Genomic DNA, 18,191 nt, shown 5'->3' with positions numbered 1-18,191 from the left:
CGCTCAGCGTGGTGCCACGTACCAGTGACGATCCGAGACCGTTCCCTGCAAAGGCACGTCCCAGCTGGCCTGTGCTAGCCGTTCGACCTTCTGGCACTCATGCGCCAAGCCTAGCAGCCGTGGTTTTTTCCAGGTCTGCCGGCGAGCCAGGTAAGCCAGGCTGCGATCATAGAAGCCACCTCCCATGCCCAGTCGCCCTCCCGCGTCGTCGAAGCCCACCAGGGGCAGCAGAATCAGGTCCAGTGCCCATACGGGGCGTTGACGCCTGCGGTCGGTGGTCGGCTCAGGGATTCGGAACCGGTTGGGCGTGAGTTTCTCGCCCTTCTCGAATCGCTGAAACACCATGCGGGTGCGTGGCCATGGATGCAGCACCGGCAAGTAGGTGCGCTTGCCGCGTCGCTGCGCCTCGCGCAGCAGCAATGCAGGGTCGATCTCGCCATCGTTGGGCAGGTACAAGGCGATATGCCTGGCCTTGCGAAAGAGCGGGTGCTGTGCCAGCAGACGGTACAGGCCCGCAGCGGCCTGACGCTGTTGCGCGGGCGTGAGCGCCCTGCGCGCATTGCGCAAGTGCCTGCGAAGTTGAGGGCGGGTGAGCGTCGCGGTGTCGGTCATGGCACGGGCGATCCGAGGGTGCTGGCCACTGCTGTTGGCCAAAACGATTTGCCCGCCGGGAGGCGGGCAAAGGAATTCGGGCTCCCCGATAAGACCGCTATCGGTGTAGCCCTTGAACCCGAAAGTTCAAGGTGGAGATTGCAGGGGACATTAAGGCTTTCCGTCGAGCGGACATGCACACCTGCCCCAGCGTGCAACCCCCGTGGTTGTGCGTATCGGCTCAGGGACATAACCGACTGGCGCATCCACCAGGGAGTGGCGCCAGTATAACAACCTCAGTTTTTTTTGGTACCCGTCTCGTCGGACAGCGCCTGGTCGACCCGGTCCAGCAAATCGCGCACCTGCTCGCGCGTGGCCCCGCCGGCCGGAGCAGCGCTGCGGTCTTCCTGGCGATGGAGCATCTCGTGGGTAATGTTCAACGCCGCCATGACCGCGATGCGGTCGGCACCGATCACCTTGCCGCTGCTGCGAATCTCGCGCATCTTGCTGTCCAGGTAGTGAGCTGCACTGACCAGGTTGTTGCGCTCTTCGGGCGGGCAGATGATCGAGTATTCCTTGTCGAGGATCTGCACGGTGACGCTATTGCTTGAACTCATGAGTCTTGCTCCAGGGCCTTGAGACGCAAGATCATCGACTCGACCTTGCGTCTGGCGATCTCGTTCTTTTCGATGAGGTGGGCGCGCTCTTCGCGCCAGGACTTTTCCTGAGCTACTAGGAGTGCATTTTGCCGTTTAAGTTGCTCGACACGCTCGATCAGCAGCTCGAATCGGCTCATCAGGGCCTGCAGGTCGTTCTCTTGCGTGGGTTGCACTCGATTCGCTCCGTCATTGACTCATCTTGCGATGATGCCTCTCCCTGGGCCGTGGCTGCCAGTGCCGATGGTCTTGGCGCGCCTGCCGGTGCTAGGATACAAGGCCTTCATTCTAGTCATTGCGCCCTCCGGCGCCTAGCAGCCCATGCCCAATACTCAATCGCCCTACGTTGCCTTCGCCATGCTGCTTTCCAGCAATGGCCACCCCGTCACACCCGCCGAACTGCACGGCCTGCTCATCGGCCGCAGCTGTGCGGGCGCCGGCTTCGATGCCGACGGCTGGCTGGCCGATGCGGCCCAGTTGCTGGAAACCGAACCGCAAGACGCTGTGCGTAATGCCCTGATTGGCCTGCAGGAAATGGTCAAGGGCGAGCTTACCAGCGACGATATGGCCATCGTGCTGCTGCTGCCGTCCGACGACGCTGCGCTGACCGATCGCGCCACCGCCCTGGGGCAGTGGTGCCAGGGCTTCATCACAGGCTTCGGCCTGAACGCCGGTGGCAAGGACCTGTCCATCGAGGCCAAGGAAGTGCTCCAGGACCTGGTGGCCATCTCCCAGGTCCAGGAAGCGCTGGAAGAATCCGAAGACGGCGAAAGCGACTACATGGAAGTGATGGAATACCTGCGCGTCGCGCCGTTGCTGCTGTTTTCCGAACTGGCCAAGCCTGCAGCGCCTGCGCCCAAGCCTTCTCTGCACTGAACCACGGGGTAGTCTGCCCATGAGCCGCATTCCCAAGGCCGAATATGCCCGCCGGCGCAAGGCGCTGATGGCGCAGATGGTCCCCAACAGCATTGCCATCTTGCCTGCCGCCGCCGTTGCCATCCGCAACCGTGATGTCGAGCACGTGTATCGCCAGGACAGCGACTTTCAATACCTCAGTGGTTTTCCCGAGCCCGAGGCGGTGATTGCGTTGATACCTGGCCGCGAGCATGGCGAATACGTGATGTTCTGCCGCGAGCGCAACCCTGAGCGCGAGCTGTGGGACGGCTTGCGGGCCGGCCAGGAGGGTGCGGTGCGCGATTTTGGCGCTGACGATGCGTTTCCCATCGCCGACATCGACGAGATCCTGCCGGGGCTGATCGAAGGCCGCGAACGCGTCTACAGCGCCATGGGCAGCAATCCCGAATTCGATCGCAGGTTGATGGACTGGATCAACGTGATTCGCTCCAAGGCCCGCCTCGGTGCACAGCCCCCGAACGAATTCGTTGCCCTGGATCACCTGCTGCACGACATGCGCCTGTATAAATCGGCGGCGGAAGTGAAAGTGATGCGCACGGCCGCCGAGATTTCTGCCAAGGCCCATGTGCGGGCGATGCAGGCTTGCCGCCCGGGCCTTCATGAGTACAGCCTTGAAGCCGAACTCGATTACGCCTTTCGCCAGGGCGGGGCAAAGATGCCGGCGTATGGGTCGATCGTCGCCGCAGGGCGCAATGGTTGCATCCTGCATTACCAGCAGAACGACGCGCCGCTCAAGGAGGGCGACCTGGTCCTGATCGACGCGGGCTGCGAAATCGATTGCTATGCCAGTGACATCACCCGCACGTTTCCCGTCAGTGGGCGGTTTTCATCCGAGCAGAAGGCTATCTATGAGCTTGTTCTGAGCGCCCAGGCAGCGGCGTTTGCCGAAATCGCCCCGGGCAAGCACTGGAACCATGCCCATGAAGCCACCGTGCGGGTGATCACCGAAGGGCTGGTTGAGCTGGGCCTGCTCAAGGGTGACGTGCAGTCGTTGATCGAGAGCGAGGCGTACCGGGCGTTCTACATGCACCGTGCCGGCCACTGGCTGGGCATGGATGTGCATGACGTGGGCGATTACAAGGTGGGCGGTGAGTGGCGGGTGCTCGAGCCAGGCATGGCCTTGACGGTCGAGCCCGGCATTTACATAGCAGCCGACAATGAAAGCGTGGCCAAGAAATGGCGCGGCATCGGCATTCGGATCGAGGATGATGTGGTGGTCACCAGGCAAGGCTGTGAAATCCTGACATCGGGCGTTCCCCGCACCCTCGCCGAGATCGAGGCGTTGATGCACGACGCGCGTCAGGCCAGCCTATGACCCAGGTGAATCTCGCTATCATCGGCGGCGGGCTGGTTGGGGCCAGCCTGGCGCTGACCCTGCAGGCAGGCGCCAAGGCGCGTGGTTGGAAAATCCTTCTCATCGAACCCTTTGCCCCCGGCGACAGCTTCCAGCCCAGCTACGATGCGCGGTCCTCGGCACTGTCGTTCGGGACCCGCCAGATCTACGATCGACTGGGCCTGTGGCCTGCCATCGAGCGGCGTGCTGAACCGATCGCACAGATTCACGTCTCGGACCGAGGACGCTTTGGTGCCACCCGCCTGGACGCGAGGGAGGAAGGTGTTCCGGCCCTGGGCTACGTGGTCGAGAATGCCTGGCTCGGGCAATGCCTCTGGCAGGGCCTGGACAGCGATGTGGTCAGCTGGCGCTGCCCGGCCGAAGTGACGTCGATGCAGGCCATAGAGGGCGGTTACCGCTTGCGCCTCAATGACGACACGCACATTGACTGCGACCTGGCGGTGCTGGCCGATGGTGGGCGCTCGGGGCTGCGTGAGCAACTGGGCATTCACGTCTGCCACACGCCTTATGAGCAGAGTGCATTGATCGCCAACATCACCCCCGGCGAGCCTCACCGCGGCCAGGCCTTCGAGCGCTTCACCGAAGCCGGTCCCATGGCCTTGCTGCCGTTACCGGAAAACCGCTGCGCGCTGGTCTGGACACGGCAGGGCATGGATGCGCAGCGCCTGGCCGACATGGATGAGCGCAATTTCCTGCGTGAATTGCAGGGCGTCTTCGGTTACCGCCTGGGGACCCTTCGCCAGGTAGGCGTGCGGCACCTGTACCCGCTGTCGCTGATCGAGGCGCAGGAGCAGATCCGCCCCCACCTGGTTGTGCTGGGCAACGCCGCACACAGCCTGCACCCCATCGCAGGCCAGGGGTTCAACCTGTCGCTGCGGGATGTGCAGTCCCTTGCCGAGGCGCTGCTTGCAGGACCGCAGCGGCCAGGCGACCTTGCGACCTTGCGGGCTTACGGTAAGCGCCAGCGCCTGGATCAAACGCTCACCATCGGGTTTTCCGATCAGGTAACACGGTTGTTCGGCAGCGGCCAGCCTTTGCTCGCCGCGGGCCGTAACCTGGGTTTGCTGGGCCTGGACCTGCTTCCACCGGCCAAAAGCTGGTTCGCCCGCCAGGCCATGGGCCTGGGTACGCGTTCCGATGTACGGGGCAAGGCATGAGCAACCCGCGCAAACTGGCCCGGCGTGCGCGCGTTCTGCGCTGGATGCTGAACCTGTATCCGCCCTACTTGGGCGCCGGTATCCGTGTGCAGCACATCAGCCCTGACATGCGCAGCATCCGGGTGGCGATGAAACTCACCCGCTGGAACCGCAATTACGTGGGCACCCAGTTCGGTGGCAGCCTCTATGCCATGGTCGATCCGTTCTACATGCTCTTGCTCATCGAGCGGCTGGGGCGCGACTACATCGTCTGGGACAAGGCCGCCAGCATCGATTTCATCACCCCTGGCAAGGGCCCGGTGTATGCCGAGTTCCATGTCGATGACGCGCTGCTGGACGACATCCGCCAGCAGACCGCCACCGGCAAGAAATGCCTGCCCCGTTTGCAGGTCGATATCCGCGACGGCGCAGGTGAACTGGTGGCGCGGGTCGATAAAACCCTATACGTGCGGCTCAAGCCGCAAGCGAGGCTGGCGTAAGGCATGGAAACACGCGCAGATGTTCTGATCGTAGGTGCCGGTATGGTCGGCAGCGCGCTGGCGCTCGCCTTGCGCCATAGCGGTTTGCAGGTGCTGCTGCTCGATGGCGGTCCCCTGGCCGTCAGGCCGTTCGACGCCCAGGGGCCGTTCGAGCCGCGGGTCAGCGCGTTGTCGGCCGCCAGCCAGCGTATTCTCGACCGCCTGGGGGCTTGGGAAGGCATCGCACGGCGGCGCGCGACGCCCTATTCGGATATGCAGGTATGGGATGGCAGCGGCACCGGGCAGATCCACTTTTCCGCCGCCAGCGTGCATGCGCAGGTGCTGGGCCATATCGTCGAGAACAAAGTGGTCCAGGATGCCTTGCTCGAGCGCCTGCACGACAGCGACATTGGCCTGTTGCCCAATGCGCGCATGGAACAGCTGCGCCATTCCGGCGACGACTGGCTGATGACGCTGCACGACGGCCGGCAGCTGCGTGCGCCGCTGGTCGTCGCAGCCGACGGTGCTCATTCCGCGGTTCGCCGCCTGGCAGGTTGTGAAACGCGCGAGTGGGACTACTTGCACCATGCCATCGTCACCAGCGTGCGTTGCGCTCAGGATCACCAGGCCACCGCCTGGCAACGTTTCACCGACGATGGTCCGCTCGCCTTCCTGCCATTGACCCGCGACGGCAAACAGGACTGGTGCTCGATCGTGTGGTCAACCACGCCGGCCGAGGCCGAGCGGCTGATGGCGCTGGATGAGCCAGCCTTCCTCAAGGCGCTGGAGCGTGCATTCGAAGGCCGCCTCGGGACGGTGCTGCAGGCTGACCCGCGGCTGTGCGTACCGCTGCGCCAGCGACATGCAAAACGCTACGTGGAACCCGGCCTTGCGCTGATCGGTGATGCGGCCCACACCATTCATCCGCTGGCAGGGCAGGGGGTGAACCTGGGGTTCCTTGACGCGGCGGTACTGGCCGAAGTCCTGGTGGATGCCTGCAAGCGCGGAGAAAGGCTGGCCGATGTCAAGGTGCTGAGCCGCTATGAGCGTCGTCGCATGCCGCACAACCTGGCGTTGATGGCAGCCATGGAAGGGTTCGAGCGGTTGTTCCAGGCCGACAAGTTGCCGCTGCGTTGGCTGCGCAACAGTGGCTTGAAGCTGGTTGAGCAGCTGCCAGAGGCCAAGGCTGTGTTCGTGCGACAGGCACTGGGCTTGAGTGGCGATTTGCCGGATTTGGCCAAGGTGTAAAGGCTGCTCTCGGCGCGTTGGCGAGAGCGGATGCGTGGCGGGCCCTGGCACATTGCAACATCCAGTAACGGCAATGGGGGTGAGCCTTCAAATGGGATTCACTACCATCTGCGCCTCTCTATTCGATCGAGGAGCGCCTTCCATGTTGCCACGCAAGTCCCTACTGGCCGCCCTGGCCCTGAGCGTTGTCGGTGGTACCGTGCAGGCCGCTGACGAGGTCGTGGTCTACTCCTCGCGTATCGATGAGCTGATCAAGCCGGTGTTCGACGCCTACACGGCCGAGACCGGCGTCAAGGTCAAGTTCATCACCGACAAGGAAGCTCCCCTGATGCAGCGCATCAAGGCCGAGGGCGAGCACGGTGTGGCGGATCTTCTGCTCACCGTCGATGCAGGCAATCTGTGGCAGGCAGAGCAGATGGGCATCCTGCAGCCGATCCGATCCGACATCATCGAGCGCAACATCCCGCCTCAGTACCGTGCCTCGTCCCACGACTGGACCGGCCTGAGCCTGAGGGCGCGTACCATCATCTACTCCACCGAACGGGTCAAGCCGTCGGAGCTCAGCACCTATGAAGCCCTGGCAGACAAGCAGTGGGAAGGTCGGCTGTGCCTGCGCACGGCGAAGAAGGTGTACAACCAGTCCCTGACCGCCACCTTGATCGAAAGCCACGGCGAAGCGAAGGCCGAGCAGATCGTCAAGGGTTGGGTCAACAACCTCTCCACCGACGTGTTCTCGGATGACAACGCAGTGATCCAGGCCGTCGAGGCGGGTCAGTGCGACGTGGGTGTTGTGAATACTTACTACTACGGCCGGCTGCACAAGCAGAATCCTAACCTGCCGGTGAAGATTTTCTGGCCCAACCAGCAAGACCGTGGCGTGCACGTGAACCTCTCCGGCATCGGCCTGACCAAGCACGCGCCTCATCCTGAGGCCGCAACGAAGCTGGTGGAATGGATGACCGGTGAACAGGCGCAGAAGTTGTTCGCCGACCTCAATCAGGAATTCCCGGCCAACCCTCAGGTCAAGCCTTCGGACGAAGTCGCCGCGTGGGGCGACTTCAAGGCCGACAGCATTGCGGTGGAAGTGGCCGGCAAGCGACAGGCCGAAGCCATCCGCCTGATGGACCGTGCCGGCTGGAACTGAGCGCCACATCCCGCTCGAGAGGCCTGCAAAGGCCTCTTCGTGGGTCGAGCTGCGGCCCGTCATAGAGATCTAAAGTGCCCTACACCCACCGTCGTCGCTGGTACCTCCCCGTCACCCTGATCGCTGGCCTCGTGCTGCTGCCCCTGAGCGTGCTGCTGTTGTCGTGGCAGTCGATCGACCTGCAGATCTGGTCCCACCTGCTCGACACGCAGATGGGGCGCTTGCTGGGTAACACCGCCACCTTGGTGGTGGGGGTCGGTCTAGGCGTCTCCTTGCTCGGTGTCAGCCTGGCCTGGCTCACCAGCCTGTGCGAGTTTCCGGGCCGCCGCTGGCTGGATTGGGCGCTGATGTTGCCGTTCGCCATTCCGGCGTACGTCCTGGCCTTCGTCTTCGTAGGTTTGCTGGACTTCGCCGGCCCAGTGCAGAGTGCCCTGCGTGAGGCTTTCGGGCCCATGCGCCTGCCACGGGTGCGCTCCACCGGCGGCGTGATCACCGTGCTGGTGCTGGTCTTCTATCCCTATGTTTACCTGCTGGCACGCACAGCGTTCCTTGCCCAGGGCAAAGGGTTGATGGAGGCCGCCCGGGTATTGGGGCTCTCCCCCTGGCAGGCATTCTGGCGTGTGGCCCTACCCATGGCGCGGCCTGCCATTGGGGCGGGTATCGCCTTGGCCCTGATGGAAACCCTCGCTGACTTCGGCGCCGTGGCGGTCTTCAATTTCGACACGTTCACGACCGCCATCTACAAGACCTGGTATGGCTTCTTCAGCCTTTCCAGCGCTGCGCAATTGGCCAGTTTGCTGCTGCTGGCCGTCATGCTGGTGCTGTACGGTGAGCGCCGTGCGCGGGGCGCCAACCACAGCGCCAGTGAACGCCCCAGAGGCCAGGCGCTGTACCGACTGCAGGGTGGCAAGGCGCTGCTGGCCAGCGGCTGGTGCCTGTTGGTCTTCGCCTGCGCATTTGTCATCCCATTGCTGCAACTGCTGGTGTGGTTCTGGCAGCGCGGGCGCCATGATCTGGATGATCGCTACATCGGCCTGGTGCTCCACACCCTGTACCTGGGCGGCGTTGCAGCGCTGGTGACGGTCTGCGTGGCGCTGCTGCTGGCCTTCGCCCGTCGCCAGGCACCTACACCGGGTATCCGCATCGGCGTAGGGCTTGCCAACCTGGGCTATGCCTTGCCCGGCTCGGTACTGGCGGTGTCGATCATGCTGGCCTTCAGTTACCTGGACAGTCAGGTCGTCGCGCCGCTGTCCAGCTGGTTGGGAGGCGCTGGCAGGCCATTGCTGCTGGGCAGCCTTGCGGCGTTGCTGCTGGCCTATGTCATTCGCTTCATCGCCGTGGCCTACGGCCCGCTGGAGAGCAGCCTGGATCGGATTCGTCCCTCGCTGCCGCAGGCATCACGCAGCCTGGGTGTGGGCGGGGTAGGGCTGTTCATCAAGGTGTACTTGCCGCTGCTGTTGCCAGGCGCACTGAGCGCGTCGTTGCTGGTGTTCGTCGATGTGCTGAAGGAAATGCCGGCAACCCTGCTGATGCGCCCATTTGGCTGGGATACGCTGGCGGTACGGGTGTTCGAGATGACCAGCGAGGGTGAATGGGCGCGGGCGTCGCTGCCAGCATTGACGCTGGTGGTGGTAGGGCTGCTGCCGGTCATTGGCCTGATCCGCCGCTCGGCGCGCAGGCCCGGCCATTCCTGCTAAGGGTGCCAGCATGCGCCCTTGCCGCTACAATGCGCGGCACTCGCGCAGCAGGCAATCAAAACAACGCTGTTCACACAGCTGAAGGCCATGAGCCCTCCACTGCTGCCGCTTCGCCACGCCCGGAAGGAGAAACCCATGGGACAGCGCACGCTTTTGTACGACCTGCATCTGGCGCTTGGCGCCAAGACGGTCGATTTCGGTGGCTGGGACATGCCGCTGCATTATGGCTCGCAGGTCGATGAGCACCACCAGGTGCGCAGTGACTGTGGGGTCTTCGACGTTTCCCACATGACCGTCATTGATATTCAGGGCGATGCGGCCACGGCCTGGATGCAGCGGTTGCTGGCTAACGATGTCGCCCGGCTCGATCAGGTTGGCAAGGCACTTTACAGCCCCATGTTGCATGAGCAGGGCGGGGTGATCGACGACTTGATCGCCTACCGCACGGCGACGGGTTACCGCCTGGTCACCAACGCAGCTACCCGAGCCCGGGTGCTCGCGTGGCTGGACCAGCAGCGTGACGGGCTTGCCGTCGACGTTCAGGTTCGTCCGGACCTCGCCATTCTTGCCGTTCAGGGCCCGAACGCGCGCGAGAAGGTAGCTGCTTTGGTCAGTGCCTCGCGGGCCGCGCTGATACGCACGCTACGCCCCTTCGAAGGCGTGATGGACGGGGAGTGGTTCATCGCGCGCACCGGCTACACCGGCGAAGATGGCTTGGAGATGATCTTTCCGGGTGACCAGGCCGTGACCTTTTTCAACGACCTGGTCGGCGCCGGTATTGCACCCAGCGGCTTGGGGGCTCGCGACACGTTACGGCTCGAAGCCGGCATGCACCTTTACGGGCAGGACATCGACGAGCAGCACACGCCGTTGTCTTGCAACCTGGGCTGGAGCATCGCCTGGGAGCCGGCGAGCCGAAACTTCATCGGGCGCGCGGCATTGTTGGCGGAAATCGAGCGGGGCGTACAGGAAAAGCTCGTGGGTTTGGTACTGGAAGAGCGCGGTGTACTGCGTGCCCACCAGGTGGTCCGTGTGGCGGGGATTGGCGAAGGGGAGATCACCAGTGGTAGTTTCTCACCTACGCTGAGCAAGTCCATTGCCCTGGCACGCGTCCCCATGGCCACGGGCGACCGGGCCGAAGTGGAAATTCGTGGCAAATGGTACCCGGTGCGCGTGGTCAGGCCGACTTTCGTGCGCCATGGCAAGATTCTGATCTGATCCATCATCAAACGGCGGGCGTACCGCTGAGCCAATCGAGGAATTCAAGACATGAGCAATATCCCCGCCGAACTTCGTTTTGCCGAAAGCCATGAATGGGCCCGCCTGGAAACCGACGGTACCGTCACGGTAGGCATCAGTGACCATGCGCAGCAAGCGCTGGGTGACGTGGTGTTCGTCGAGCTGGCCGAGGTGGGCAAGGTGTTCACCGCAGGCGACGCGGCCGGTGTCGTGGAGTCGGTCAAGGCCGCTTCCGACATCTATGCCCCGGTCAGTGGCGAAGTGATCGCCGTCAACGAGGCATTGGCTGACAGCCCTGAGCAACTGAACGAGCAGCCCTACGACGCATGGATCTTCAAGCTCAAGCCGAGCAGCCAGGCTGATCTGGATAAACTGCTGGATGCGGCTGGCTACAAGGCCGCGATCGGCGAGTAAGCCGTCCGGCCATCACTGGCATGAGCACTCGCAGCCAGGGGGTGAAGACCTCCCGGCGCGAGCTTGCCAGCGATGGGGCCGGCGCTGTATCGATCAGTCGACTACTGCATGCTCGGCCAGAATGGCATTGGCCAGTTCCATGTCGGACGCGTGAAGGCCTGGATGTTCCGCACGCACCTGCTTGATTGCCGACTCCAGGAATGGCCCACGGATGGCGCCTTCACTGGCTACGAAGCTGCCGGCATCATCCTGCGCCGCCATCACCAACTTGTGGTCGCGCGAGGTCAGGTAGGTCGAGCCGGTGGTTGCCCCGGAGGAGATCACATTACGCCAGAAGGAATCGGCCATGGCCGAACCCATGGGCAGCGCGAGCAGGGCTGCGGCAGCGATGGCAGTGTTGAGACGCATGATGAGACACCTCGAAGGTGAGCGTTGAAGATGTGCGGTTGGATGCTCGCGGGCCTGCCAAGTTCCGGGACTTGCCGCTTCTGATCAGCTGCATGTACGCAGGACTTCTTCTGCCAGGGTTCGCCCACACGCAACCTTGGCTTCGCCGCAGCGGAGCAGGTCCACAAGACCATCTGCCTGGGCTTGGCGTCGCAATTGCGCAAGGTCTGTATCAGGGCCGATCAGAGCCCGCAGGTTGTCGCTAGGCTCGAGTAATTCGAACAAACCTGTACGCCCGTGAAAGCCCGTGCCGCGGCACGTTCTGCAGCTGGCTGCCTCGCGCCCCTGGCACTGGCTGCACACCGTACGCACGAGCCGCTGAGCCATCACCGCGATCAACGTCGCTTTGATCAGGTAGTCAGCCACACCCAGTTCTTGCAGGCGGATGATTGCGGCACAGGCGTCGTTGGTGTGCAGGGTAGACAGCACCAGGTGCCCGGTAAGGGCGGCCTGCACGGCCACCCGTGCGGTATCGGGGTCTCGTATTTCGCCAATCATGATGATGTCCGGGTCCTGGCGCAGCATGGCGCGCACGCCGTTGGCAAAGCCCAGGTCCAGTGCCGGCTGCACCTGAAACTGGTTGAACGCGGGTTCGAGCCGTTCGATGGGGTCCTCGATGGTGCACAGGTTCACCTGCGGGGTGGCCAACAGCTTGAGACTGGCGTACAGCGTGCTGGTCTTGCCTGAGCCTGTGGGCCCTGTGACCAGGATGATGCCCTGGCGCCGTTGCAGCAGGCCTTGCCAATGGCTCAATTGCTGCCCCTGAAGGCCGAGCCGATCAAAGCTCTCGTGCAACTGCTGCGGGTCGAACAGGCGCAAAACCAGCTTCTCACCAAAGGCAGTGGGCAGGGTCGACAACCGGAGCTCCACCTCGCTCCCGTTTGGCAGGCGGCTTTGCAGTCGGCCATCCTGAGGCCTGCGTTTTTCCGCGACGTCCATGCGCCCAAGGTGCTTCAGGCGGCTGATCAGGGCCACCATGACTGCGCCGGGGAACACGTAGACGGTGTGCAACAGGCCATCGATGCGATAGCGCAAGTGCCCTTGGTCGCGGCGTGGCTCCAGATGGATGTCGCTGGCGCGCTGGTCGATCGCGTAGTGCAGCAGCCAGTCGACGATATGCACGATGTGCGCGTCATCCGCACTGGCCTGCATGTGGCGTTTGCCCAGCTCCAGCCACTGCTCAAGCTCGCTAAAGCGGTTCGATTGCTGATGATGCGCGCCCTTCACCGACTGGGCCAGGCGCTGGAAGGGTTCACCGGCCTGACGCAGTTGCACAGGGCTTGCGAGCACCCGCCGTACGGTTCGTCCAAGGCTCAGGGCAAGATCGGCCTGCCAGCGGCACTGATAGGGCTGTGCGCTGGCCACGGTGACGCTCGCGGCGTCAGCCGCCACGATGAGAATGCCGTGGTTTTGCGCAAAGGCCGGCGACACCAGCTCAGCCACCTGCTGCAGGTCGATTTGCAGCGGATCGATACGCAGATAGGGCAGACCCGCCTTGGCAGCCAGCCATTGGCAAAGCCGATCTAGGTCCAGTATCTGCCCTGGGTGGAGGCGGTCGACAAGGTTGCAGGCGGCCACCTGCTCCAGCGGATGATCAGCGGGGTGATCGACGGCCTGCTCAAGGACACGCACGCTATCGCTGGCATGCAGGCGCTGATCGATAAGCAGGGCTTCGAGCACCCGGTGCAGGTCGAGTGCCAGGGTATCTGGGTTATGCATGAGGCGTCCGTGCCTGATCAAGAAGACCTGATCAAGGCTAGCTCAGCCTTCGCTCAAGCCGGATCGGAAGGGTTTCAGGGTTTTGCCTGAGGGTGACGCTTGCTCCGCGCCTCAATGCGTTGGCAGGCGCCGTTAGGCGTGCACTACTGACAGCTCCACACGGTGTTGCGGGGCCATGTGCACATCGGCCACACACACCATGTTGCGCAATTTCTGAGCGATCACCTCGGCGCGATGCCAGCTCAATCCGCCAATGCCGATGTCGATGGTCAACCAGTCATCCTGTTGAGTGACCTGCATGCTGTGCGGTGTGAGCATTTGCAAGGCGAACTGATTGAGTATCCGGCACAAGCTGTCGGGCTCGGCTTCGGCCTGCAAGCGATACAGCACGGTGGTGTGGGCATTGTTGTTGGCCCATACATCGGCACGCGGCAGTGAGTTCATGCGTTATCCTCGTTGAATGCAGAAAGTTTTGCATGCCTAGGCCGGAATTTTTTCGCTAAGATTCGACCTAATGAGTCTTTTTTTGCATAGCTATTATCGATGCGGGTCGATCTGGAGAATTGTTCATGCACAGCGCATTGGATGCTTACGACCGTCGTATCCTCGAGTTGCTACAAGAAGACGCTTCGCTGTCCAGCGCCCAGATCGCCGAACGCATTGGCTTGTCCCAATCGCCGTGCTGGCGACGGATTCAACGGCTCAAAGAGGAGGGGGTGATTCGCGGGCAGGTCACCTTGCTGGACCGCAAGAAGATCGGGCTGAACACCCAAATATTCGCCGAAGTAAAATTGAATGCCCACGGCCGTTCGAACTTCACCGAGTTCACGGAGGCGATTCGCGGTTTTTCGGAAGTACTGGAGTGCTACGTGTTGATGGGCTCGGTGGACTTCCTGCTGCGTATCGTCACCCCGGACATCGAGGCGTACGAGCGGTTCTTCTTCGAAAAGCTCTCGAACGTGCCCGGCATTCAGGAGGTGAACTCGATCGTGGCCCTCTCAGAGATCAAGTCCACCACCAGCCTGCCGCTATCGGGCTAAGGGCATCACGCTTTGAGCAGATGTTTCCAACCACGGCTCTGATCGACGGCACGTGCCTGCTCGATGCGGGCTTCGAGTACCTCATCGCTGATCGGTTGCTCAGCCAGTTCGTGCAACTTCTTCATGTCGCCGTACAGGCGGTCCATTTGTGGTGCGTCCAGCACATGGCGGGCATGGTGCAGCCAGGCCATCAATTGCTCGATGCGCGGCAGTTGCTCTGCCAGGTCCTCGGGGCGCTGGGTGTACAGCGACAACTTCAGGGCGCGGCCTTCCTCGGCAATCAGGTGTGCAAGCCAGCTTGCCAGAAGCGCCTTGCCCTGGCGCTCGCCACGGCCCTTGCGTTCGGCAGTCCAGGCACGCGACAACAGCCAACGTGAGGTTTCCAGGGAGAACTGGCCCCAGCGAGGATCATCCAGCTCTTCTGCGAACTGCTCGGGCGCGGCGCGGCGGATGTCTTCGTCATCGTTGCCGGCTTGCACCAGTGGACGCCAGTCTTCGAGCAGGGCATCCAGGCGCGCGCGCAGGTCACGGGTAGCCGCGCGGGGGGCGGCCTGGCCCAGGCTGGCGGTGATTGCGCGCAGCTCGATGATATTCTGCACCCAGTCCTGCAGCGACCGCCAGTGGCCGCTGTGGCGGTATTGCTCGGCCAGGCGCTGGCTGTTGCCCAGCAGTTGCCAGGCCAACGCAGCATAGGCGTCGTCCAAGGCCATGTCCGCTTCGAGGTCGGCGACGCTCAGATCCAGCTCGAAACGCTCTGGCTCCAGCAGACGATAGCCGCGCTCGGCCTTGCTGATATCGCAGGGCATCAGCGCAACGCTTGTGGTCAGCTCGGCAGCCAGTTCCAGCAGCGCCGCCGGCTCACCTTCACGCAGCTCCAGTTCCAACTCGCATATCGCTTCCTTGCGCTTGCCGGCAATTACGAAGCCTTGGTCCAGCGCAGCCTCGATCACCACCTTGGCCTTGCCACGGCCCCAAGCGATTTCGGCATATTCGCGGGTGAAATCGGTGGTGAACAACGGTTTGATGGTCTTCTTGTCCAGGTCGGCCAGTTGCGCCGGCCAGCAGCTGTCATCCAGCTTCTTGAGGTCCAGCTTGACCTTGTCCAGTTGCCATTCGTGCTCGTTGCGCTCGGACAGGCCAGCCACACTGGTTCCGCGGCACTTGAGGGTCTGGATGACGGTATCGCCGTCACGGCGCAGGCGCAGGGCAACGCGTGCCTCGGCCAGCGCGCGCTCAGGCGTGTCGAAATACTGGTTCAGCAGTTCGCGGGTCTGCCAGCCAGACTTGTTGCGCTTTTTCAGCAGCGGGTGCTCGCGCAAGGCGGCGAGGGTCTCGGGGCTGGCGCGCAGCTTGAGTTCGGTTTCTTTGGGCATCACAGGCTCGAAAGGGGGCGTGGTCGATGCAGAGTCTACAGCAGTAGGCCGTCAACGGTTTATTCCAGACGGCGGATGGTCCTATGATGGGCAATGCTTCCGAGGAGTAAACGCATGCCGTTGCCGACGCTGAAAGACCAATTTGCCGCCTTGATCGCCGCGCCTTCGGTCAGTTGCACCCAGGCCTCGCTCGACCAGTCCAACCGTCAGGTCATCGACCTGTTGGCTACTTGGCTGGGCGATCTGGGCTTCACCTGCGACATTCAGCAGGTGACCCCCGGCAAGTTCAACCTGCTGGCCAGCCGCGGCAGCGGCCCGGGCGGCCTGGTGCTGGCCGGCCACAGCGACACCGTGCCCTATGACGAGCAGCTCTGGAGCAGCGACCCTTTGAAGCTGACCGAAGTCGAGGGTCGCTGGGTGGGGCTTGGCAGTTGCGACATGAAGGGCTTTTTCGCATTGGTGATCGAAGCCGTCATTCCGTTGCTGCAGCACGACTTCAAGCAGCCGCTGCTGATTCTGGCCACCTGCGACGAGGAAAGCTCGATGTCTGGCGCCCGTGCCCTGGCCGATGCTGGCCAGCCCCTGGGTCGCGCGGCGATCATCGGCGAGCCGACCGGGCTGCGGCCGATCCGCATGCACAAGGGCATTCTCATGGATCGTATCGACATCCTGGGGCGCAGTGGTCATTCCTCGGACCCAAGCCTGGGCCGTAGCGCCATGGACGCCATGCATGCGGTCATGGACGAACTGATGGGCCTGCGCCAGCAATGGCAGAAGGCCTATAACAACCCGCAGTTCACGGTGCCGGCACCCACCATGAACTTCGGTTGCATTCACGGTGGCGACAACCCCAACCGGATCTGCGGTCAGTGCGCCCTGGAGTTCGACCTGCGCCCATTGCCGGGCATGGACGTGGAGCAGTTGCGCGCTGCCATCCGTGCAAAACTGGTTCCGGTGGCCGAGCGCCATGACGTGCGTATCGACTACGCGCCGCTGTTCCCCGAAGTGCCGCCGTTCGAACAGGCGGCCGACAGTGAACTCGTCCAGGTGGCAGAACGGCTCACCGGCCACCGTGCCGAAGCGGTGGCATTCGGCACCGAAGCACCTTATCTTCAGCAGCTTGGCTGCCAGACCATCGTGCTCGGCCCTGGTGACATCGCCTGCGCACACCAGCCTGGCGAATACCTGGACATGTCACGTATCGAGCCGACCGTGCGTCTATTGCGTGACTTGATCGGGCACTATTGTCTGCATTAAACGTCCACCCCATTCATTCGTTTCTGCCTAGAGGAGACCGCGCGTGACCGCAAGCCTGTTCCGACGATGATCCTGAACGCCCCTGTAACGCCGTTCTCCGTCCACTTATCCACAGGCCCTGTCATGCACGATTACGTCAACTGGCTACGCCACGCTTCTCCTTACATCAACGCCCACCGCGACTGCACCTTCGTGGTGATGCTTCCCGGCGATGGGGTCGAACACCCTAACTTCGGCAACATCGTCCACGACCTGGTGCTGCTACACAGCCTTGGGGTACGCCTGGTCCTGGTGCACGGCTCTCGCCCGCAGATCGAGAGCCGCCTGGCTGAACGTGGCCTGGCAGCGCATTACCACCACGGCCTGCGTATCACCGATGCCGCTACCCTGGATTGCGTCATCGACGCGGTCGGCGCGTTGCGCCTGGCCATCGAAGCGCGGTTGTCGATGGACATCGCCGCCTCGCCCATGCAGGGCTCGCGCCTGCGGGTGGCCTCCGGCAACCTGGTCACCGCGCGGCCGATCGGCGTGCTCGAAGGCGTGGATTTTCATCACACCGGCGAAGTGCGTCGGGTAGACCGCAAGGGCATCAGCCGCCTGCTCGACGAACGCTCCATCGTGTTGCTCTCGCCGCTGGGCTATTCGCCAACCGGCGAGATCTTCAACCTCGCCTGCGAAGACGTGGCCACCCGTGCGGCCATCGAACTGGGTGCAGAGAAGTTGGTGTTGTTCGGTGCAGCACCTGGTCTGTTGGATGAGCATGGCCGCCTGGTGCGCGAACTGCGCCCACAACAGGTTGCGCCGCACTTGCAGCGCCTGGGCAGTGATTACCAGGCCGAGCTGCTCGATGCCGCTGCCGAGGCGTGCAAAGGCGGCGTGGCACGCAGTCACATCGTCAGCTATGCCGAGGACGGCGCGCTGCTGACCGAACTGTTCACCCGGGGCGGTGGCGGTACGCTGGTGTCCCAGGAGCAGTTCGAGATCGTGCGAGAGGCCACCATCGAAGACGTCGGCGGCCTGCTCGACCTGATCAGCCCGCTGGAAGAACAGGGCATCCTGGTGCGCCGTTCACGGGAAGTGCTGGAGCGGGAAATCGAGCAGTTCAGTGTGGTGGAGCGCGAAGGCATGATCATCGCGTGCGCAGCGCTGTATCCGATTGCAGAGTCCGATGCTGGCGAGCTGGCATGCCTGGCGGTGAATCCGGAATACCGCCATGGCGGGCGCGGGGACGAGCTGCTGGCGCGTATCGAAAGCCGGGCACGGGAGATGGGGTTGAGCACCCTGTTCGTGCTCACTACACGCACGGCGCACTGGTTCCGCGAACGCGGCTTCTCGCCCAGTGGTGTCGAGCGGCTGCCGGCGGCACGGGCTTCGCTGTACAACTTCCAGCGCAATTCGAAAATCTTCGAAAAGCCGTTGGGGTGAGGCGTTCTGCGCCTGTGCGCCTGAAATGAAAACGCCGCCTTCAAGGGCGGCGTTCTG

The 18,191-nt window shown here is 63.2% G+C and carries 19 protein-coding genes and 1 other RNA gene; 12 read left to right on the top strand and 8 right to left on the bottom strand.

Features of this window, described 5'->3' with window-relative positions:
• Positions 1–3: 3 nt before the first annotated feature.
• The 4 genes from CRP40_RS06145 to CRP40_RS06130 form a co-directional block, all read right to left on the bottom strand.
• On the bottom strand, positions 4–612 hold the full coding sequence (locus tag CRP40_RS06145; protein WP_027913421.1) for a 5-formyltetrahydrofolate cyclo-ligase: 609 nt from the start codon (positions 610–612) through the stop codon (positions 4–6).
• Between the two features lie 78 nt (positions 613–690).
• A non-coding RNA gene (ssrS, locus tag CRP40_RS06140) (6S RNA) lies at positions 691–870 on the bottom strand.
• A gap of 17 nt (positions 871–887) precedes the next feature.
• Positions 888–1,208: a cell division protein ZapA gene (locus CRP40_RS06135; RefSeq protein WP_023532287.1), complete on the bottom strand. Its 321-nt coding sequence runs from the start codon at positions 1,206–1,208 to the stop codon at positions 888–890.
• Entirely contained in the window at positions 1,205–1,387 is a 183-nt protein-coding gene (locus CRP40_RS06130) for a TIGR02449 family protein (protein ID WP_033693939.1), read from the bottom strand. The genes CRP40_RS06135 and CRP40_RS06130 overlap by 4 nt, the downstream gene beginning before the upstream one ends.
• A 181-nt stretch (positions 1,388–1,568) precedes the next feature.
• Between CRP40_RS06130 and CRP40_RS06125 the strand changes: the two genes are divergently transcribed.
• The 9 genes from CRP40_RS06125 (at position 1,569) to gcvH (ending at position 10,873) form a co-directional block, all read left to right on the top strand.
• Positions 1,569–2,123, top strand: a complete 555-nt coding sequence (locus CRP40_RS06125; protein WP_027913422.1) for a YecA family protein — start codon at positions 1,569–1,571, stop codon at positions 2,121–2,123.
• A gap of 19 nt (positions 2,124–2,142) precedes the next feature.
• A complete protein-coding gene (pepP, locus tag CRP40_RS06120) occupies positions 2,143–3,477 on the top strand; it encodes a Xaa-Pro aminopeptidase (protein WP_027913423.1) in 1,335 nt (444 codons plus the stop codon).
• Complete coding sequence (gene ubiH / locus CRP40_RS06115) at positions 3,474–4,673, top strand: 2-octaprenyl-6-methoxyphenyl hydroxylase (RefSeq protein ID WP_027913424.1); 1,200 nt, start codon at positions 3,474–3,476, stop codon at positions 4,671–4,673. The genes pepP and ubiH overlap by 4 nt, the downstream gene beginning before the upstream one ends.
• Positions 4,670–5,152: a DUF4442 domain-containing protein gene (locus tag CRP40_RS06110; RefSeq protein ID WP_027913425.1), complete on the top strand. Its 483-nt coding sequence runs from the start codon at positions 4,670–4,672 to the stop codon at positions 5,150–5,152. Before ubiH ends, CRP40_RS06110 begins: the two co-directional genes overlap by 4 nt.
• A 3-nt stretch (positions 5,153–5,155) precedes the next feature.
• The gene (locus tag CRP40_RS06105) at positions 5,156–6,379 is read left to right on the top strand and encodes a 2-octaprenyl-3-methyl-6-methoxy-1,4-benzoquinol hydroxylase (protein WP_027913426.1); all 1,224 of its coding nucleotides are present in this window, start codon (positions 5,156–5,158) and stop codon (positions 6,377–6,379) included.
• A 142-nt stretch (positions 6,380–6,521) separates the two neighbouring features.
• Positions 6,522–7,523 carry an extracellular solute-binding protein gene (locus CRP40_RS06100; protein ID WP_027913427.1) on the top strand — a complete coding sequence of 334 codons (1,002 nt, stop codon included), beginning with the start codon at positions 6,522–6,524 and terminating at the stop codon, positions 7,521–7,523.
• Positions 7,524–7,597: 74 nt separating this feature from the next.
• On the top strand, positions 7,598–9,220 hold the full coding sequence (locus CRP40_RS06095) for an iron ABC transporter permease (protein ID WP_027913428.1): 1,623 nt from the start codon (positions 7,598–7,600) through the stop codon (positions 9,218–9,220).
• A gap of 135 nt (positions 9,221–9,355) precedes the next feature.
• Positions 9,356–10,438, top strand: coding sequence for a glycine cleavage system aminomethyltransferase GcvT (gene gcvT, locus CRP40_RS06090; protein ID WP_027913429.1), 1,083 nt, complete (start codon positions 9,356–9,358; stop codon positions 10,436–10,438).
• A 51-nt stretch (positions 10,439–10,489) separates the two neighbouring features.
• Complete coding sequence (gene gcvH, locus CRP40_RS06085) at positions 10,490–10,873, top strand: glycine cleavage system protein GcvH (protein WP_027913430.1); 384 nt, start codon at positions 10,490–10,492, stop codon at positions 10,871–10,873.
• 93 nt (positions 10,874–10,966) lie between these two features.
• On the opposite strand, the gene CRP40_RS06080 is transcribed toward gcvH, so the two are convergent.
• From CRP40_RS06080 to CRP40_RS06070, 3 genes are all read right to left on the bottom strand, one after another.
• A complete protein-coding gene (locus CRP40_RS06080; RefSeq protein ID WP_027913431.1) occupies positions 10,967–11,281 on the bottom strand; it encodes a DUF2388 domain-containing protein in 315 nt (104 codons plus the stop codon).
• Between the two features lie 84 nt (positions 11,282–11,365).
• Complete coding sequence (locus tag CRP40_RS06075; protein ID WP_027913432.1) at positions 11,366–13,039, bottom strand: GspE/PulE family protein; 1,674 nt, start codon at positions 13,037–13,039, stop codon at positions 11,366–11,368.
• Positions 13,040–13,171: 132 nt separating this feature from the next.
• The gene (locus CRP40_RS06070; protein WP_027913433.1) at positions 13,172–13,483 is read right to left on the bottom strand and encodes a hypothetical protein; all 312 of its coding nucleotides are present in this window, start codon (positions 13,481–13,483) and stop codon (positions 13,172–13,174) included.
• 125 nt (positions 13,484–13,608) lie between these two features.
• Here CRP40_RS06070 and CRP40_RS06065 point away from each other — a divergent pair, with 125 nt between their 5' ends.
• Positions 13,609–14,079, top strand: coding sequence for an Lrp/AsnC family transcriptional regulator (locus CRP40_RS06065; protein WP_027913434.1), 471 nt, complete (start codon positions 13,609–13,611; stop codon positions 14,077–14,079).
• 5 nt (positions 14,080–14,084) lie between these two features.
• Here the strand turns inward: CRP40_RS06065 and CRP40_RS06060 are convergent, their stop codons facing one another.
• The gene (locus CRP40_RS06060) at positions 14,085–15,452 is read right to left on the bottom strand and encodes a CYTH domain-containing protein (RefSeq protein ID WP_027913435.1); all 1,368 of its coding nucleotides are present in this window, start codon (positions 15,450–15,452) and stop codon (positions 14,085–14,087) included.
• A gap of 114 nt (positions 15,453–15,566) precedes the next feature.
• Between CRP40_RS06060 and argE the strand changes: the two genes are divergently transcribed.
• Together argE and argA are read left to right on the top strand one after the other, a co-directional pair.
• Positions 15,567–16,709 carry an acetylornithine deacetylase gene (gene argE, locus CRP40_RS06055; RefSeq protein WP_027913436.1) on the top strand — a complete coding sequence of 381 codons (1,143 nt, stop codon included), beginning with the start codon at positions 15,567–15,569 and terminating at the stop codon, positions 16,707–16,709.
• A 123-nt stretch (positions 16,710–16,832) separates the two neighbouring features.
• Entirely contained in the window at positions 16,833–18,134 is a 1,302-nt protein-coding gene (gene argA, locus CRP40_RS06050; RefSeq protein ID WP_027913437.1) for an amino-acid N-acetyltransferase, read from the top strand.
• Positions 18,135–18,191 lie beyond the last annotated feature (57 nt).

Origin of the sequence: Pseudomonas sp. URMO17WK12:I9, assembly GCF_900230165.1 — a bacterium.
Taxonomy (GTDB): domain Bacteria; phylum Pseudomonadota; class Gammaproteobacteria; order Pseudomonadales; family Pseudomonadaceae; genus Aquipseudomonas; species Aquipseudomonas fulva.
This window is presented reverse-complemented; position numbering and strand designations above follow the sequence as displayed.

What these genes read in the sequence shown, in the direction of transcription:
- CRP40_RS06145 (WP_027913421.1), bottom strand. Translation starts at nt 612, where the DNA reads ATGACCGACACCGCGACGCTCACCCGCCCTCAACTTCGCAGGCACTTG.
- CRP40_RS06135 (WP_023532287.1), bottom strand. Translation starts at nt 1,208, where the DNA reads ATGAGTTCAAGCAATAGCGTCACCGTGCAGATCCTCGACAAGGAATAC.
- CRP40_RS06130 (WP_033693939.1), bottom strand. Translation starts at nt 1,387, where the DNA reads ATGAGCCGATTCGAGCTGCTGATCGAGCGTGTCGAGCAACTTAAACGG.
- CRP40_RS06125 (WP_027913422.1), top strand. Translation starts at nt 1,569, where the DNA reads ATGCCCAATACTCAATCGCCCTACGTTGCCTTCGCCATGCTGCTTTCC.
- pepP (WP_027913423.1), top strand. Translation starts at nt 2,143, where the DNA reads ATGAGCCGCATTCCCAAGGCCGAATATGCCCGCCGGCGCAAGGCGCTG.
- ubiH (WP_027913424.1), top strand. Translation starts at nt 3,474, where the DNA reads ATGACCCAGGTGAATCTCGCTATCATCGGCGGCGGGCTGGTTGGGGCC.
- CRP40_RS06110 (WP_027913425.1), top strand. Translation starts at nt 4,670, where the DNA reads ATGAGCAACCCGCGCAAACTGGCCCGGCGTGCGCGCGTTCTGCGCTGG.
- CRP40_RS06105 (WP_027913426.1), top strand. Translation starts at nt 5,156, where the DNA reads ATGGAAACACGCGCAGATGTTCTGATCGTAGGTGCCGGTATGGTCGGC.
- CRP40_RS06100 (WP_027913427.1), top strand. Translation starts at nt 6,522, where the DNA reads ATGTTGCCACGCAAGTCCCTACTGGCCGCCCTGGCCCTGAGCGTTGTC.
- gcvT (WP_027913429.1), top strand. Translation starts at nt 9,356, where the DNA reads ATGGGACAGCGCACGCTTTTGTACGACCTGCATCTGGCGCTTGGCGCC.
- gcvH (WP_027913430.1), top strand. Translation starts at nt 10,490, where the DNA reads ATGAGCAATATCCCCGCCGAACTTCGTTTTGCCGAAAGCCATGAATGG.
- CRP40_RS06080 (WP_027913431.1), bottom strand. Translation starts at nt 11,281, where the DNA reads ATGCGTCTCAACACTGCCATCGCTGCCGCAGCCCTGCTCGCGCTGCCC.
- CRP40_RS06075 (WP_027913432.1), bottom strand. Translation starts at nt 13,039, where the DNA reads ATGCATAACCCAGATACCCTGGCACTCGACCTGCACCGGGTGCTCGAA.
- CRP40_RS06070 (WP_027913433.1), bottom strand. Translation starts at nt 13,483, where the DNA reads ATGAACTCACTGCCGCGTGCCGATGTATGGGCCAACAACAATGCCCAC.
- CRP40_RS06065 (WP_027913434.1), top strand. Translation starts at nt 13,609, where the DNA reads ATGCACAGCGCATTGGATGCTTACGACCGTCGTATCCTCGAGTTGCTA.
- CRP40_RS06060 (WP_027913435.1), bottom strand. Translation starts at nt 15,452, where the DNA reads ATGCCCAAAGAAACCGAACTCAAGCTGCGCGCCAGCCCCGAGACCCTC.
- argE (WP_027913436.1), top strand. Translation starts at nt 15,567, where the DNA reads ATGCCGTTGCCGACGCTGAAAGACCAATTTGCCGCCTTGATCGCCGCG.
- argA (WP_027913437.1), top strand. Translation starts at nt 16,833, where the DNA reads ATGCACGATTACGTCAACTGGCTACGCCACGCTTCTCCTTACATCAAC.